The sequence below is a fragment of the Allobosea sp. P1_A7 genome (genome assembly GCF_056406775.1).
This window is the reverse complement of the sequence record NZ_JBFTZN010000184.1, coordinates 1-13,964: the sequence shown is the minus strand read 5'-3', so window position 1 is coordinate 13,964 and position 13,964 is coordinate 1. Positions and strand designations below refer to the sequence as shown.

Annotated in this window: 11 protein-coding genes, 2 tRNA genes and 2 pseudogenes; 2 read left to right on the top strand and 13 right to left on the bottom strand. The window is 63.4% G+C overall.

Translation table 11 applies throughout. The annotated features are described in order from the left end of the window. The 6 genes and pseudogenes from AC1D34_RS25785 to AC1D34_RS25760 form a co-directional block, all read right to left on the bottom strand. A pseudogene (locus AC1D34_RS25785) lies at positions 1-163 on the bottom strand (amino acid ABC transporter ATP-binding protein); the annotation flags it as partial. Positions 164-204: 41 nt separating this feature from the next. Next, on the bottom strand, positions 205-1,581 hold the full coding sequence (locus AC1D34_RS25780; RefSeq protein WP_476825717.1) for an ABC transporter permease subunit: 1,377 nt from the start codon (positions 1,579-1,581) through the stop codon (positions 205-207). A gap of 10 nt (positions 1,582-1,591) precedes the next feature. Next, a pseudogene (locus AC1D34_RS25775) lies at positions 1,592-2,511 on the bottom strand (amino acid ABC transporter permease). Positions 2,512-2,646: 135 nt separating this feature from the next. Continuing rightward, positions 2,647-3,669, bottom strand: a complete 1,023-nt coding sequence (locus AC1D34_RS25770; RefSeq protein WP_441505481.1) for an amino acid ABC transporter substrate-binding protein — start codon at positions 3,667-3,669, stop codon at positions 2,647-2,649. Between the two features lie 159 nt (positions 3,670-3,828). Next, complete coding sequence (locus AC1D34_RS25765; RefSeq protein ID WP_476770740.1) at positions 3,829-4,851, bottom strand: amino acid ABC transporter substrate-binding protein; 1,023 nt, start codon at positions 4,849-4,851, stop codon at positions 3,829-3,831. Positions 4,852-5,007: 156 nt separating this feature from the next. Then, entirely contained in the window at positions 5,008-6,021 is a 1,014-nt protein-coding gene (locus AC1D34_RS25760; protein ID WP_441505479.1) for an amino acid ABC transporter substrate-binding protein, read from the bottom strand. Positions 6,022-6,295: 274 nt separating this feature from the next. Here AC1D34_RS25760 and metC point away from each other — a divergent pair, with 274 nt between their 5' ends. Beyond that, positions 6,296-7,486, top strand: coding sequence for a cystathionine beta-lyase (gene metC / locus AC1D34_RS25755; RefSeq protein ID WP_476825716.1), 1,191 nt, complete (start codon positions 6,296-6,298; stop codon positions 7,484-7,486). Between the two features lie 20 nt (positions 7,487-7,506). Next, positions 7,507-8,229 carry a transporter substrate-binding domain-containing protein gene (locus AC1D34_RS25750; protein ID WP_441505477.1) on the top strand — a complete coding sequence of 241 codons (723 nt, stop codon included), beginning with the start codon at positions 7,507-7,509 and terminating at the stop codon, positions 8,227-8,229. Positions 8,230-8,275: 46 nt separating this feature from the next. On the opposite strand, the gene AC1D34_RS25745 is transcribed toward AC1D34_RS25750, so the two are convergent. The 7 genes from AC1D34_RS25745 to AC1D34_RS25715 form a co-directional block, all read right to left on the bottom strand. Next, positions 8,276-8,620: a lipid-A-disaccharide synthase N-terminal domain-containing protein gene (locus tag AC1D34_RS25745; RefSeq protein WP_113519074.1), complete on the bottom strand. Its 345-nt coding sequence runs from the start codon at positions 8,618-8,620 to the stop codon at positions 8,276-8,278. Next, positions 8,620-9,369, bottom strand: coding sequence for a glycosyltransferase family 2 protein (locus tag AC1D34_RS25740; protein ID WP_441505476.1), 750 nt, complete (start codon positions 9,367-9,369; stop codon positions 8,620-8,622). The genes AC1D34_RS25745 and AC1D34_RS25740 overlap by 1 nt, the downstream gene beginning before the upstream one ends. A gap of 64 nt (positions 9,370-9,433) precedes the next feature. Then, positions 9,434-11,122, bottom strand: a complete 1,689-nt coding sequence (locus tag AC1D34_RS25735; RefSeq protein WP_476825715.1) for an ArnT family glycosyltransferase — start codon at positions 11,120-11,122, stop codon at positions 9,434-9,436. Positions 11,123-11,493: 371 nt separating this feature from the next. Next, on the bottom strand, positions 11,494-11,709 hold the full coding sequence (locus AC1D34_RS25730; protein WP_441490018.1) for an alkylphosphonate utilization protein: 216 nt from the start codon (positions 11,707-11,709) through the stop codon (positions 11,494-11,496). 66 nt (positions 11,710-11,775) lie between these two features. Further along, positions 11,776-11,852, bottom strand: a tRNA-Arg gene (locus tag AC1D34_RS25725). Between the two features lie 37 nt (positions 11,853-11,889). Next, complete coding sequence (locus tag AC1D34_RS25720) at positions 11,890-12,195, bottom strand: ETC complex I subunit (protein ID WP_441490017.1); 306 nt, start codon at positions 12,193-12,195, stop codon at positions 11,890-11,892. 66 nt (positions 12,196-12,261) lie between these two features. Beyond that, positions 12,262-12,338: transfer RNA gene (locus AC1D34_RS25715), tRNA-Pro, on the bottom strand. Positions 12,339-13,964 lie beyond the last annotated feature (1,626 nt).

Genomic DNA, 13,964 nt, shown 5'->3' with positions numbered 1-13,964 from the left:
TGCCCGAGCCTGAGGGGCCGCAGATCACCAGCTTCTCGCCGCGCGCCACCTTCAGGTTGATGTCGCGCAGCACATGGAACTCGCCATACCACTTGTTGACCCCGATCATCTCCACGGCCGTATCCGTGTTCAGGGAGGTCTGCTTCAGCGCCGCCGGACGCATCGAGATGTTGCTCTCTGCCATTGCCATGTTCTTGGTCTCCCTCAACGTCTTTGGCCGGCAGCAAGACGGCGTTCGACCGAGATCGAATAGCGCGACATGCCCCAGCAGCACAGGAAATAGAAAATCGCGGCGAAAGCATAGCCCGTCGCGCGTGTCGTCGGCGTCGCCCAGGTCGGATCGACCAGGGTCGCCTCGATGGTCCGCAGGAAGTCGAAGATGCCGACGATGGTGACCAGCGTCGTATCCTTGAACAGCCCGATGAAGGTGTTGACGATGCCTGGAATCACGATGCGCAACGCCTGCGGCAGGATGATCAGGCGCATCATGTTCCAGTAGCCGAGGCCGAGCGACATCGCCCCTTCGTACTGGCCCTTCGGGATGGCCTGCAGGCCGCCGCGAATGACTTCGGCCATATAGGCCGCCGCAAAGAGGGCAACACCGACCAGCGGGCGCAGCAAGCGGTCGGGCGACCATTCCTGCGGCACGAAGAGCGGCAGCATCGTGTTGGCCATGAACAGCACCGTGATCAACGGCACGCCGCGCACGAACTCGATGAAGATCACCGAGAGCAGCTGGATGATCGGCAGGCGGGAGCGCCGTCCGAGCGCCAGCACGACACCGAGCGGCAGCGAAAAGACGATGCCGACCGCCGCGATCAGGAAGGTCACCGTCATCCCGCCCCAGAGGCCGGTATCGACCCGAGGCAGGCCGACGCTCTGGTCCAGAATGGCGATCAGGCCAAAGGCGACAAGAGCCATCAGGATCAGGCGCTTGGGCCGATAGAAACGCTTCCAGGGCGGCAGCTCATGTTCGACTGCGAGCTGTCCGGCTCCGGTGTGGAAGCGCGCCAGCGAAGSCACGAAGGACAACACCATGTACACCGCCGCCAGCGCGACCGTGGCGATGATCAGGTAGCGCAATAAATTGAGCGCACCGGGACCGCCGAGCAGCAAGACATAGGCACTGATCGGCAACAGCACGAAGAAGAAGAAGGCGCCGAGCTTCTTCAGGGGGGCGTTGTTCCAGAGCAGCCAGACGACGCCGAGCGCGAACATCGCAAAGACGATGTTGACGCGCCAGCGCTGGCTGACCGGATAGGAGCCGTAGACGAAATACTGGAAGCGGTCGGCCACATATGCCCAGCAGGCGCCGACCGGCCGGCCGACCTTCTCGGCAAGGCAGGCATCGCGGTTTGAGCCCGTCCAGACCGCATCGAGGAAGTAGAAACGGATAATCTCCGGCAGGCTCGTGACGACGATATAGGCACAGACCAGCGTCAGAATCGTGTTGACGGGTCCGGAGAAGAGGTTGGCCCGGACCCAGGCAAGCGGGCCTGCCACGGATAGCGGAGCTGCTTCCTGCGGCAAGGTTTCGCGACGGATGAAGAAGGCGGAGTTCTCGGTGGTTGCATCGGTCATCGGGGCGCCCTCACCGTTCCACCAGCGCCATGCGCTTGTTGTAGATATTCATGAACAGCGAGGTGACGAGAGAGATCGTCAAATAAACCGCCATGGTGATGGCGACGACCTCGACCGCCTGCCCCGTCTGGTTCAGCACCGTGCCGGTGAAGACCTGGACGAGATCGGGATAGCCGATGGCGACCGCCAGCGAAGAATTCTTCGTCAGATTCAGGTAGTTCGAGGTCAGCGGCGGAATGATCACGCGCATCGCCTGCGGGATCACGACGAGCTTCAGCGTCGGCCCAGGCCGCAGGCCGAGCGCATGGGCTGCTTCCGACTGTCCCTTGGAGACGGCGAGAATACCCGCGCGCACGACTTCGGCGATGAAGCCCGCGGTATAAGTGGTGAGGCCGATCAGCAAGGCCACGAATTCCGGGAAGATCTGGATGCCGCCGCGCAGGTTGAAACCGGCGAGCTCGGGATAGATGAAGGTGATCGGCCGGCCCATCAGCAGATAGACGAAGAAGGGCAGCACAACGACGAGGCCGAGAGCGACCCAGCCGATCGGATACTGCTTGCCGGTTGCCGTCTGCTGCTTGCGGGCCCAGTAACGGAAGGTGATCGCCGCCACGATCCCGAGCAGGAAGGTCAGGACGATCAGGCTGCCGCCAGGCTCGAGTTGCAGAAGGCCTGGCCATAGGTCGAGCCCGAGGCGCTGAACGGGATCAGCTTCTGGTTGACGTCGAAGCCGGCGGCATTGTGCCAGAAGCCGAAGCCCGAGGCGATCTTCTGCGCCCGGAGGTTCTCGATGGCATTGGAGGCGGCCGAGTAGATGAGGAACCCGACGACGGCCAAGAGGGCAAGCTGATAGACATAGCCTCGAATCTTCGGATCGTAGAGCAGTGAGGCCTTGCCCGGTTGGACCGGCTCCGTCGGTATGGTCGTCACGTGTCACGCCCTTCTTGTTCTTGGGTGGCGGCCGGTGGTCCGGCAATGCCCGCATCGAGCATCGCCAGCCGTCTTTTTGTCCGTGCCGTTCGGCGGTAGCGAGCGCTGCGCGGCGGTCGCCGCGCAGCGCGAATATCAGCGGATCGGCGGCGCGTATTGCAGGCCGCCCTTGGTCCAGAGCGCGTTCTGGCCGCGAGCGATCTTCAACAGCGAGTTGGCGCCGACGTTCCGTTCGAAGGACTCACCGTAATTTCCGACGTGCTTGACGATGCGGACGACCCAGTCGTTGCTCAGGCCRACAGCCTCCCCGAATTTGCCCTCGGTGCCGAGCAGGCGCTTGATCTCCGGGTTCTCGGATTTCAGCATCTCATCGAGATTGGACTTGGTCACACCGAGTTCCTCGGCGTTCAGCATGGCGAAATGGGTCCATTTGACGATATCGAGCCAGGCGTCGTCGCCGTGGCGCACGACGGGACCGAGCGGTTCCTTGGAGATGATCTCCGGCAGGACGATATGGTCGGTCGGGACGCCGAGCTTCAGGCGCTCGGCATAGAGCCCGGACGCATCGGTCGTGAAGGCGTCGCAGCGACCCGATTCATAGGCCTTGATCGTCTCGTCGGCGCTCGCAAAGGCGACGACTTCGTATTTCAGTTTGTTGGCGCGGAAGAAGTCCGCGAGATTGAGTTCCGTCGTCGTGCCCTGCTGGGTGCAGACGGAGGCGCCCGCCAACTTCAGGGCTGAATCGATCCCGAGCTTCTTGCGGACCATGAAGCCCTGCCCGTCATAGTAGTTCACGCCAGCGAAGTTCAGGCCGAGCGACGTGTCGCGCGACATGGTCCAGGTCGTGTTGCGCGAGAGCAGGTCGACCTCGCCGGACTGCAGGGCAGTGAAGCGGTCCTTCGACGAAAGCGGGATGAATTTGACCTTGGCCGGATCATTGAAGACCGCAGCCGAAATGGCGCGACAGAGATCGACGTCGAGGCCGCTCCAATTGCCCTGAGCATCGGGGATACCGAAACCCGCAAGGCCCGGGCCGACACCGCAGATCAATTGCCCCCGGCTCTTCACCTGAGCCAGCAGCCCCGTTTGGGCCTGCGCTCCGCCCGCGAAAGCACCGGTTGCTGCAACGGCGAGCGCTGCACTGACAAACCTGTTCATTCTTATTTCCCCTGTTGCCGGAACGGGTTTTTCCCGTTCTCGAACCTTGCAAGTCTCGGACCAGATTTTTGGGCCCGACCGTACGTCCTTTCAGCGCGCCTCCGTCTTCGGCATCGGTCAATGAAGCGGAGGCAAGAATGCCCCCGCCTAGTCTTTTGTTCAACGCACCGGAGGAGCGTATTGCAGTCCGCCCTTGGTCCACAACGCATTCTTTCCGCGGGCGATTTTCAGGATCGATCCTGATCCGACATTCGCCTCAAAGGACTCGCCATAGTTGCCGACCTGCTTGACGATCCGATAGGCCCAATCCGGGCTGAGGCCGATCGCTTCTCCAAACTTGCCCTCGACACCGAGCAACCGCCGAACCTCCGGATTGGTCGATTTCAGCTGCTCATCGGCATTGGCTTTGGTGATACCGAGTTCCTCCGCATTGAGCATGGCGAAATGACTCCATTTCACCAGGTTGAACCATTGCGTGTCGCTGCTCCGAACGACCGGGCCCAATGGCTCCTTCGAGATGATCTCCGGAAGCACGATATGGTCATCCGGCGCCTCGAATTTCAGCCGTTGCGCATAGAGAGCCGAGGAATCGTCGCTGAAAGCGTCGCAGCGACCGGCCTCGTAGGCCTTGATCGTCTCATCCCCTGTGTTGAAGGCCACCACCTCGTACTTCATGTTGTTGATGCGAAAGAAATCCGCCAGATTCAGTTCGGTCGTGGTGCCCTGCTGGGTGCAGATCGAGGCGCCGCCCAGCTTCAGCGCCGAATCGACGCCGAGCTTCTTGCGGACCATGAAAGCCTGTCCGTCATAGTAGTTCACCGTCGAAAAGCTCAGGCCAAGCGCGGTATCCCGAGACATCGTCCAGGTGCTGGTCCGTGAAAGCAGGTCAACCTCGCCTGCCTGCAGGGCCGTGAACCGGTCCTTTGACGAGAGCGGCACGTATTTGACTTTGCTCGGATCGTTGAAGATCGCCGCGGCGATCGCCCGGCACAGATCGACGTCCAGGCCTGTCCATTTCCCCTGAGCGTCCGGGACACCGAAACCAGCCAAGCCCGGGCTGACGCCGCAATTCAGCTGCCCGCGGTTCTTGACCTGCGCCAAGGTGGTGGTTTGCGCCTGGGCGGCGCCCGCCGCGCAGAGCATGAGGCCTGTGGCTACAACCGCAGTTACGGTCCGTTTCATCTGTGTACTCCCAAGTTCCGAAGCAGGTTCGTCCCGCTCTCGATCATCTTGTCGGCTGGGAGCCAGATATTATGCCGTTTGTCGCAGGCTTCATGGCATGGACGGCGGTTTAGAGGGGGCCTCGGCTGATGCCGAGGCCCACATGTCTAGCTGCGTTCAGCGAACCGGCGGAGCGTATTGCAGGCCGCCCTTGGTCCAGAGACCGTTCTGGCCGCGGGCGATCTTGAGGAGCGAACCCTGGCCGACGTTCTTCTCGAAGGATTCGCCGTAATTGCCGACCTGCTTGACGATCCGGTAGGCCCAGTCGGGGGTCAGGCCGATGCCTTCGCCGAACTTGCCCTCGGTTCCGAGCAGACGCTTGATCTCCGGGTTGGAGGACTTCAGCATCTCGTCGACATTCGCCTTGGTCACGCCGAGCTCTTCCGCGTTCAGCATGGCGAAATGCACCCACTTCACCAGATTGAACCATTGGGCGTCGGTGTTGCGGGTTGCCGGTCCAAGCGGCTCCTTGGAGATGATCTCAGGCAGAACCATGTGATCATCGGGCGCAGTCAGCTTCAGGCGCTCGGCATAGAGGCCCGACGCATCCGTGGTGAACGCATCGCAGCGGCCAGCGTCATAGGCCTTGACCGTCTCGTCCGAGGAGGCGAAGGCGACGACTTCATACTTCAGGTTGTTGGCGCGGAAGAAGTCCGCGAGGTTGAGTTCGGTCGTGGTGCCCTGCTGGGTGCAGACCGACGCGCCGGAGAGCTGAAGAGCCGAGGTGACGCCGAGCTTCTTGCGGACCATGAAGCCCTGGCCGTCGTAATAGTTCACGCCGGTGAAAAGCAGGCCGAGCGCGGTGTCGCGCGACATCGTCCAGGTCGAGTTGCGCACGAGCACATCGACTTCGCCGGACTGCAGGGCCGTGAAACGGTCCTTGGCAGACAGCGGAATGAACTTGACCTTTGTCGGGTCGTTGAAGATCGCCGACGAGATCGCGCGGCAGTAATCGACATCGAGGCCTTGCCAGTTGCCCTGAGCGTCCGGCACGCCGAAGCCAGCAAGACCGGTATTCGAGCCGCAGTTGAGGATGCCGCGGGACTTGACCTGCGCCAGCGTTGCGGGCGCCTGGGCCGTTGCCACCGTAGCGGTCATCGCGAGGCCCAGCCCCGCGATCGCAACTGCCATGAACTTTTCCATCGAACTCTCTCCCGTTGAGGTCTCCCGGCTGGCCGCAGCCAGCGGGCAGTCTTCAGTTGCGTCGCCAGTGGGAGTGCGCGCCCCACTTGTTGCCCATATATTGAGCGACGTTCCCCTGCGTCGATTGCCAGAGCAGCGCATGTGCGTCAAGCAAGGGACCCTTTCCTGGAACGCATCTATCCACCCCTTGCATCACATGCGACTTTCAAAATGTGGTCAAGCCTGACTGCCTCGATCGGGACCTCCCTCCAGCGCCGACTCCATGAAAAAACTGTCTCCATCTGCGTTCGCGCAGCTTCGCGAAAAGACCCGCCTCGCCCTTGCCGGCCGGGATCCCGCCGACAGCTACGGTTTCGTCAATCCGCCGATCGTGCGCGGCTCGACGGTAATCTACCCGAACATGGAGGATTTCCTGGCGCGCAAGGCCCGCTACACCTATGGCACGCAAGGGAATCCGACGATCGATGCGCTGATCGCGGCGCTCAACACCATGGAAGGCGGTGCGGGAACCGTCGTTTGCCCGTCAGGTCTGCTCGCCTGCACCCTGCCCATGCTCGCGACCCTGTCGTCCGGCGATCACTTCCTGGTCACTGACAGCGTCTATCGGCCGACGCGTCATTTCTGCGACAAGGTCCTGCCGCGCATGGGCGTCGAGGTCACCTATTACGACCCGGCGGCCGGCGCCGACATCGCAAAGCTGTTCAAACCGAATACCAGGGCGGTCTGGACCGAGGCTCCGGGCTCACAGACCTTCGAGATGCAGGACATTCCGGCCATCGTCGCGGCCGCCCATGCCAGCGACATCCTGGTGCTGATGGACAACACCTGGGCGACGCCGCTGTTCTTCGATTCGCATAAATACGGGGTCGATCTCTCGGTTCAGGCCGGCACGAAGTATTACGCCGGCCATTCCGACGTGCTGATCGGCACGATCTCGGCACGTACCCCCGAACTCTACAGGCAGTTGCGCGAGACCTGGGAACTGCTCGGCGTCATCATCGCGCCCGAGGATGCTTTCCTCACGCTGCGCGGCATCCGCACGATGCATATCCGCCTGAAGGAGCAGATGCCCGCCGGTATCGAGATGGCCAATTGGTTCGCCGCCCGTCCCGAGGTGGCGCGCGTGATGCACCCTGCCCTGCCGAACGATCCCGGCCACGATCTGTGGAAGCGCGATTTCACCGGCGCCTCCTCCCTGTTCGCGATCGAGTTGAAGCCGGTGGCGCAGAAGGCTGTCGGCGCGATGCTCGACGGACTTACCCTGTTCGGGATGGGGGCCTCCTGGGGCGGCTATGAAAGCCTTGCCCTCCCCTTCGACTGCAAGGGCTATCGCACGGCAACGGAGCCTGATTTCAAGGGGCCGACCATCCGCTTCCATATCGGACTGGAGGATCTCGAAGATCTCAAGGACGATCTTGATGCCGGCTTTGMCCGCCTCCGGGCAGCGGTGTGATTCCAAAGGCCGGAGCGGCGATGCGAGAGGCGATCATTTTCGCCTATCTCGATGAGCCGCCCTTCTGCTGGCCCGGCCCCGATGGCCGCGCGCTCGGCAGCGATGTCGAGTTGATGACCGAGACCTTGCGGGAGATCGGCATTGTCTCGGTCGAGATGCGCCTGACCAGCTTCTCCGAGTTGCTGCCAGGCCTTGTCGATGGGCGCTGGACCATCACCACGCCGCTCTTCGTCACGCCGGAGCGGAAGAGAAGCGTCGATTTCAGCCGGCCAGTCTGGGCGCTGAGCGACGGACTCCTCGTCAGGCACGGTGATGAAGATCGCTTCTGCAGTTACGAGGCGCTGGCGCAGGATGGAAGCGCCCGCCTCGTTGTGGTGGCCGACCAGGTCCAGGAGCAGTCGGGCCTCGCGGCCGGCATTCCGCGAAACCGCGTCTTGCGCGTCGCGACGCAGGAAGACGCCGTGCAGATGGTCAGGGATCGAGGTGCCGAGGCCTATGCCAGCGTCGCCATGGCGCATCGTGGCTTCCTCGGTCACACCCCCGATGCCTCCCTTGCCATCGTGCCCGTGGCCGCCGAAGCGAAGGACAGAGAACCCGCAAAGGGCGCCTTTGCCTTCGCCAGATCGCAGGCGGATCTGCGGACCCGGTTCGATCAGGCTCTCGACGGGCTGATCGGCAGCGATTGGCACCGCGCCATGATGGCGCGATACGGCTTCGCGGCCAGCGATTTCGAAGTCGGTTAGCTCAGCGGCTTTCCCGCAAGCCGCAATCCAGTGGTCAGGACGTGCTTTAGCCCGGACCGGCGTTGGTATCCTCGCCCCTCGCCCTGGCGCGCAGGACGAATTGCAGGTTGCGGCAATAGACGAACAGGCCGAAGCCCTGCCCGAGAATGAAGACCGGGTCACGGCGGTAAAGCGCATAGACCAGCAGCAGGGCTCCGCCGCCGATCGAGAACCACCAGAAGGTCATCGGCACGACCGACCGCTTGGCCTTCTCGCTCGCCAGCCATTGCACCACGAAGCGCATGGTGAAGAGCGCCTGCGCCACGACGCCAAGCAGAACCCACCAGTCGATATTGTTCACGAAGACGTCGTGAAAATATTCGCCGATCATTTGCTGGAGGTCGATCAGCATCAGAGCGTCTCCGGCACGATCTGCGGCACGCGCTTGCGACGGCGGATCAGCCACCAGACGCCGGCGAGATCAAGAATACCGACCCAGAGCCGGTCGAAGAAGCCATAATTGGAGACACCGGTCAGGCGCGGGCGATCGCGTACGTCGACATGCGTGACCTGGTAGCCCTCCCGCACCATCAGGGCCGGCATGAACCGGTGCAGCGCATCGAAATAGGGCAAGGCGAGATAGGCTTCACGGCGGAAGCATTTCAGCCCGCAGCCCGTGTCGCGGGTGCCGTCCTTGAGAATGCGGCCGCGGACGCCATTGGCAATGCGCGACTGCCATTTCTTGAAGCCGGTATCCTTGCGTCCGACACGCTGGCCCTGGACGAGCCCGGCCTGCAATCCGGCCTTGTGCAGGGCCTGCACCATCGCCGGGATGAAGGCCGGATCGTTCTGGCCGTCACCGTCGAGCGTCACCACGACCGGCGCCCGGGCGTGGCGGACACCGGTACGCACAGCCGCGCTCTGCCCGCAGGATTGTTCGTGGCGGATCGCACGCAGCCAGGGGCGCGTCGTGCCGAGCTCGCGCAGCGCGGCCGCCGTGCCATCGGTCGAGCCGTCATTGACATAGATCACCTCGAAGGCGCCGAGCGTTTGGCAGGCCGCCTCGATATCGGCCAGCAGCGGCCCGACATTGCCGACTTCGTTGCGAACGGGCACGACAACGCTGAGTTGCGGCAAGGTGATGGGTTGTGTCTCGGTCACGAAAGCTTCATCCGGGAAAACGGCGCGCAAACTGCGTCAAGCGCGCAAACAGGGCAAGCAGGTTTCACTGTCGCGCGAACACGGCCATCTCGAGCCGCTTGCCGCCATTGAGATTGAAGCCGGGAATCGAGGTGACGAGACGTGGCGTGATCCCGGCGGCGGCGACGCCGGCATGGAACTCCGCTTCGAAGCGTTTTTCGACGAGCGCGATCCGGCAGCCGGGCTCCTTCAGGAAGGCAGCGGCCGCCGCACCATTCGGCCCCATGGCAAGATCGGTCCCGGTCAGGAAGACGAGGCTCGGCTCGCGATAACCCACGGTCATCACTGCGGGATCGGCACAGCCGACCGCCCGGACGGCTTCCGCCAGACGGGGCGAGAGCTTGAGCGAACGCAGGCTCTCGATCGCAAAGCCGTAGACGCCGATCGAGAGCAGGAGGCTCGCCAGGACGCAGCGCCAGAGCGCACCCTCCAGGTCGCCCTGCCGGAACGCCATGACGACGCGCCAGGCCACGAACAGCGCCAGCGCGAAAACTGGAAGTGCGAGATAGGGTACGGTGCGATCCAGCGTCCAGTTGGCATAGATGATCACGCCGACAAGCGCCGTCGGGACCAGCAGGACCAGCGCGGCGGTCGCGGTCGCGCCACGCCGAAGGCGATCGATGCCGCCATTGACCATCGCCAGAAGCAGCAGCGTCGTGACCGCCGGATAGAGCGGCAGCACGTAATGCGGCAGCTTGGTCGGCACCGCCTCGAAGACGATCCAGGACGGCACCATCCAGGCCAGCAGGAAGATGATCTGCGGCTCGCGGCGACGCACCCAGGCAAAGGGGATCGCCATCGCGGCGAAAGCAGCCGCCGGCCAATAGGTGCCGAAGAAGATCAGCAGATAGAGCCCGGGCGGACCCCAGTGCTTCTCCTGGCCCTCCGCGACCTTGCCCAACATATCGTTGCCGACGCTGGCCGTGAAGAAACTGCCGCCGGTCTTCCAGGCGATCGCCACGAACCAGGGCAGCACGACGAGCAGGCAAAGCAGCAGCCCCCAGGACGGGCGCAACGATGAGAACCAACGCCAGGAGCGCTCGCGGATGCATAGCACGATCGTGGCGAGTCCCCAGACCATCGGCACGATCGGCCCCTTGATCAGCAGGGCAATCGCTGTCGCGCCCCAGAAAACCAGCCAGTTGCGGCGGTCCGGCACGAAGGCGAGCGAGCGGGTCCAATCCAGCCAGGCGCGCGCCAATGCCCCCATCGTCGCCACCGCGCAGGCTGCGAGCACCGCATCGGTCTTGGCGATCCGGGCTTCGACGCCGAGCAGCACAGCAGCGGCCATCAGAGCCCCGCCGAGCAGCGCCACGCCCGGGCTGAAGAAGGCGAGCAGCGCCCAATAGGTCAGCAGCACCGTGGCAACCGCGCCGATCAGCGACGGCACGCGATAGAGCCAGATCTGATGACGAGGGTCCTGGACACCCAGCGCCTCGCCGGCGGTCACAGCCGCGCTCTGCAGCCAATAGATTCCGACGGGCTTCTTGTGCCGCGCCTCCTGCTGGAAGCGGATATCGACGAAATCGCCGGTCTCGAGCATCTGTTTGCTCGCCTGGGCGAAGCGCGGTTCGTCGCGATCGAGCGGCTGGAGGCTCGTGAATCCCGGCAGGAAGGCTGCGAGGGAGAGCAGAAGCAGGAAGACGCAGGCGCGCCAATGGCTGGCCGATGCGAAAACGGAGATGCGGTCAAACACGGGCCGGAGCGAAAGCATTGTCCATCCTCGCGACCGGCCAGGTCGCGTTCATCGCAGGCATGAATGTCGCAAGGCCAGGTATCGACCCAGGGCGCCGCCGGCATGGCGGGGCTTTCGGGCGCGATCAAGGCAAAACGGCCCGCGTCCCGGCGACGCACGCCGTTTACGACGCCACCTCCCCTCCTGCAAGCCAAACGCAGGATATCCCTTGCGGGCGCCGCAACCGCGACGACGAGGCAGGAGGATTATCCGTGGCCAGGCTTCTCTGGCGCAGTCCTCGCGGCCTTCGTCCTTTTCGGCCGGATGATCTTCGACCTACGATGCSCAGGCGCCGTCGATTCCGGCGGCTCCGAAACTCGGGGGAGAAGGTTGGACCCTTCGGGCCAGCGTCAGGCCTTCTTCAGGAATTCCGTTCTGAGCACAAGTCCCTTCACCTTCTCGGCGTTGCACTCGATCTCATCCTCGCTGCCGGTCAGGCGGATGTTCTTGACCAGGGTACCGCGTTTCAAGGTGACGGAGGTCCCCTTCACCTTGAGATCCTTGATCAGCGTCACGGAATCGCCGTCCCTCAGGACATTGCCGTTGCTGTCCTTCACGTCGCTCATCGCGGGAATCCGTCTGTGCGATTCTTGGTGGATCTCAGCGCGTCCCGCGACTGCGATCGATAGAAGTGGCGAGCCCGGCAGGATTCGAACCTGCGACCAGCAGCTTAGAAGGCTGCTGCTCTATCCAACTGAGCTACGGGCCCGTAGTCGAAAGCGCCCGGTCAGGCGCCAAATGGTTGGTCAGTGGGTCCACTGCCCGACACGATTGAACTTGAAGTTATCCGAATAGGCCATGCCGCGCCGCTTCGGCACATGGGGCTGCTCCACCCGATAGGCGATGCCGTTGCGCGTGGCATAGGCCACTGCCTCATCCTCCGTGTCGAACCAGAGTTTCACCTGGCTCTTCATATCGGCAGAGGATGTCCACCCCATCAGCGGTTCGATCTGGCGCGGCTGCTCCGGCTCGAATTCCAGCAGCCAGCGCTCGGTCTTTGCCGTGCCGGACTGCATGGCATTGCGGGCTGGGCGGTAAATGCGTGCGGTCATGCTCTGGCTCGGCCGTCAGCTCGTCATTCCATTGGCCCGCGACAGCGGGCCAGGCGATCTCGAGAATGGTCGGGGCACCAGGATTCGAACCTGGGACCCTCTGCTCCCAAAGCAGATGCGCTACCGGGCTGCGCTATACCCCGACTGTCTGCAAGTGCATCAAATCACTCACGAAACGATCGCACACGCTCCTCGACGGCCACATGCGACGCGCAACGAGATAGCACCGAACTGCCGCCATGGGAACCGTAAGTTCCGATGAAATTCCCAGGCAAATTCGTCAGGCATTTCCCGCCGTGCCTTCGCGCAACCCAGAGCCCGAACGACGAAATTGGCCGTACGGCCGTCGAAGCACACTCAATTCGTTCGCCTTCGCGTGCGCCGACACCCTGCGCGCAGATGCAATCTACCACTTTCGCGCCCTGCCGTTCCTGCAACGGGCTAATGCGAGATGCTGCACTTTCGAGCCCTCTGGCCGGAATGCCTACCTTTTCGGATGACGAGGGAGCCTCGTGCGGGGTGTAGGCAAATCCCCCCTAAGGAGAAACGACCTAGCGTAAAAGCCAAATTGAGCAAAACCAACAAATCTCGATATGTTCAAAAATGAGAAAGCACGAAAAATATTGAAGATGAACTTCGCATTTCAAAGAAAAACCAATTAGCGCCCTGGCGGCTTAATGCCTCCCTGGGCGGGAGGCATTGCTATGAAATATCTAAAATCCAGCATACTGATTGCCGGCTTGCTTGCTACAACATCAACATTATCCTACGCACAGAATCCTGCCGCTCGTGGCCTTCCCGAATATTATGAAGGCCTCGCGATAGACGGCACTCCGACGCAACAGCCCTATCGTTCCTGCGAAAGCAAACTCATCGGAAGCCAGAGGCTCTGGCAGTGCGATCCGTCCGGCCGCAACAGGATGAGTGGACCTGTAGGCCTGGATTGGTCCGCGAGCAGTGCGGCTGCGACATCCGGATCGGCTTCCAGCCTCCCCGGTCCCGGCGGGGTGCGGTATTACAACGCGGTCACGGCCAACGGGCGCAAAACGCGGGCGCCGAGTCGGGACTGTGTCATTCAGGAATATGACAGCGGACCCTTGTGGGCCTGTCCACCGCGCGCCACGGCGGCGATCGGCACCGGGGCGCCCGCCTTCCAGGGGGCTGCCCCTGGCGGCGTTCAGTATTACACCGCTGTCACCCCCAACGGTCGCCGGACGCGCGCGCCCAATCAGGCATGTGCCCTCTACCAGCAGGACGGCGGCGAGTACTGGGCGTGCCCGCCGCTGACAACGGGAGCACTGTCTTCAGGAGCACCCGGCAGCGCCGGAAATCCGGCAGGCAACGGTAACGGCAACGGCGGCGAAGGCGGAAATCCTGCTGGCGGCGGCGCCAGCACAGCGAGCAACAGCAGCGGTTCGGGTTCGGGCGGCGGGTCCGGCGGAGGCGGTGGATCCGGTGGGGGCGCTGGGCCCGGTGGGGGCGCTGGGTCCGGTGGGAGCGGCAGTTCGGGCGGCGGTGGCGGCTCCGGAGGTGACGGCCGTTCCGGCGGCAGTGGCGGTTCCGGCGGTAGCGGTGGCTCCGGTGGCAACGGTGGCTCAGGCGGCGGCCACGGCGGTGGCAATGGTGGCGGTCACGGCGGTGGCAATGGCGGCGGCCACGGCGGTGGCAATGGCGGYGGTCACGGCGGCGGCAATGGTGGCGGCCACGGCGGTGGCAATGGCGGCGGTCACGGYGGCGGCAATGGYGGCGGCCACGGCGGYGGCAATGGC

Bases quoted from the DNA above. Each gene is read 5' to 3' on its own strand.
- AC1D34_RS25745 (WP_113519074.1), bottom strand. From the start codon at position 8,620: ATGCTGATCGACCTCCAGCAAATGATCGGCGAATATTTTCACGACGTC.
- AC1D34_RS25750 (WP_441505477.1), top strand. From the start codon at position 7,507: ATGCGAGAGGCGATCATTTTCGCCTATCTCGATGAGCCGCCCTTCTGC.
- AC1D34_RS25735 (WP_476825715.1), bottom strand. From the start codon at position 11,122: ATGCTTTCGCTCCGGCCCGTGTTTGACCGCATCTCCGTTTTCGCATCG.
- AC1D34_RS25730 (WP_441490018.1), bottom strand. From the start codon at position 11,709: ATGAGCGACGTGAAGGACAGCAACGGCAATGTCCTGAGGGACGGCGAT.
- AC1D34_RS25720 (WP_441490017.1), bottom strand. From the start codon at position 12,195: ATGACCGCACGCATTTACCGCCCAGCCCGCAATGCCATGCAGTCCGGC.
- AC1D34_RS25765 (WP_476770740.1), bottom strand. From the start codon at position 4,851: ATGAAACGGACCGTAACTGCGGTTGTAGCCACAGGCCTCATGCTCTGC.
- AC1D34_RS25760 (WP_441505479.1), bottom strand. From the start codon at position 6,021: ATGGCAGTTGCGATCGCGGGGCTGGGCCTCGCGATGACCGCTACGGTG.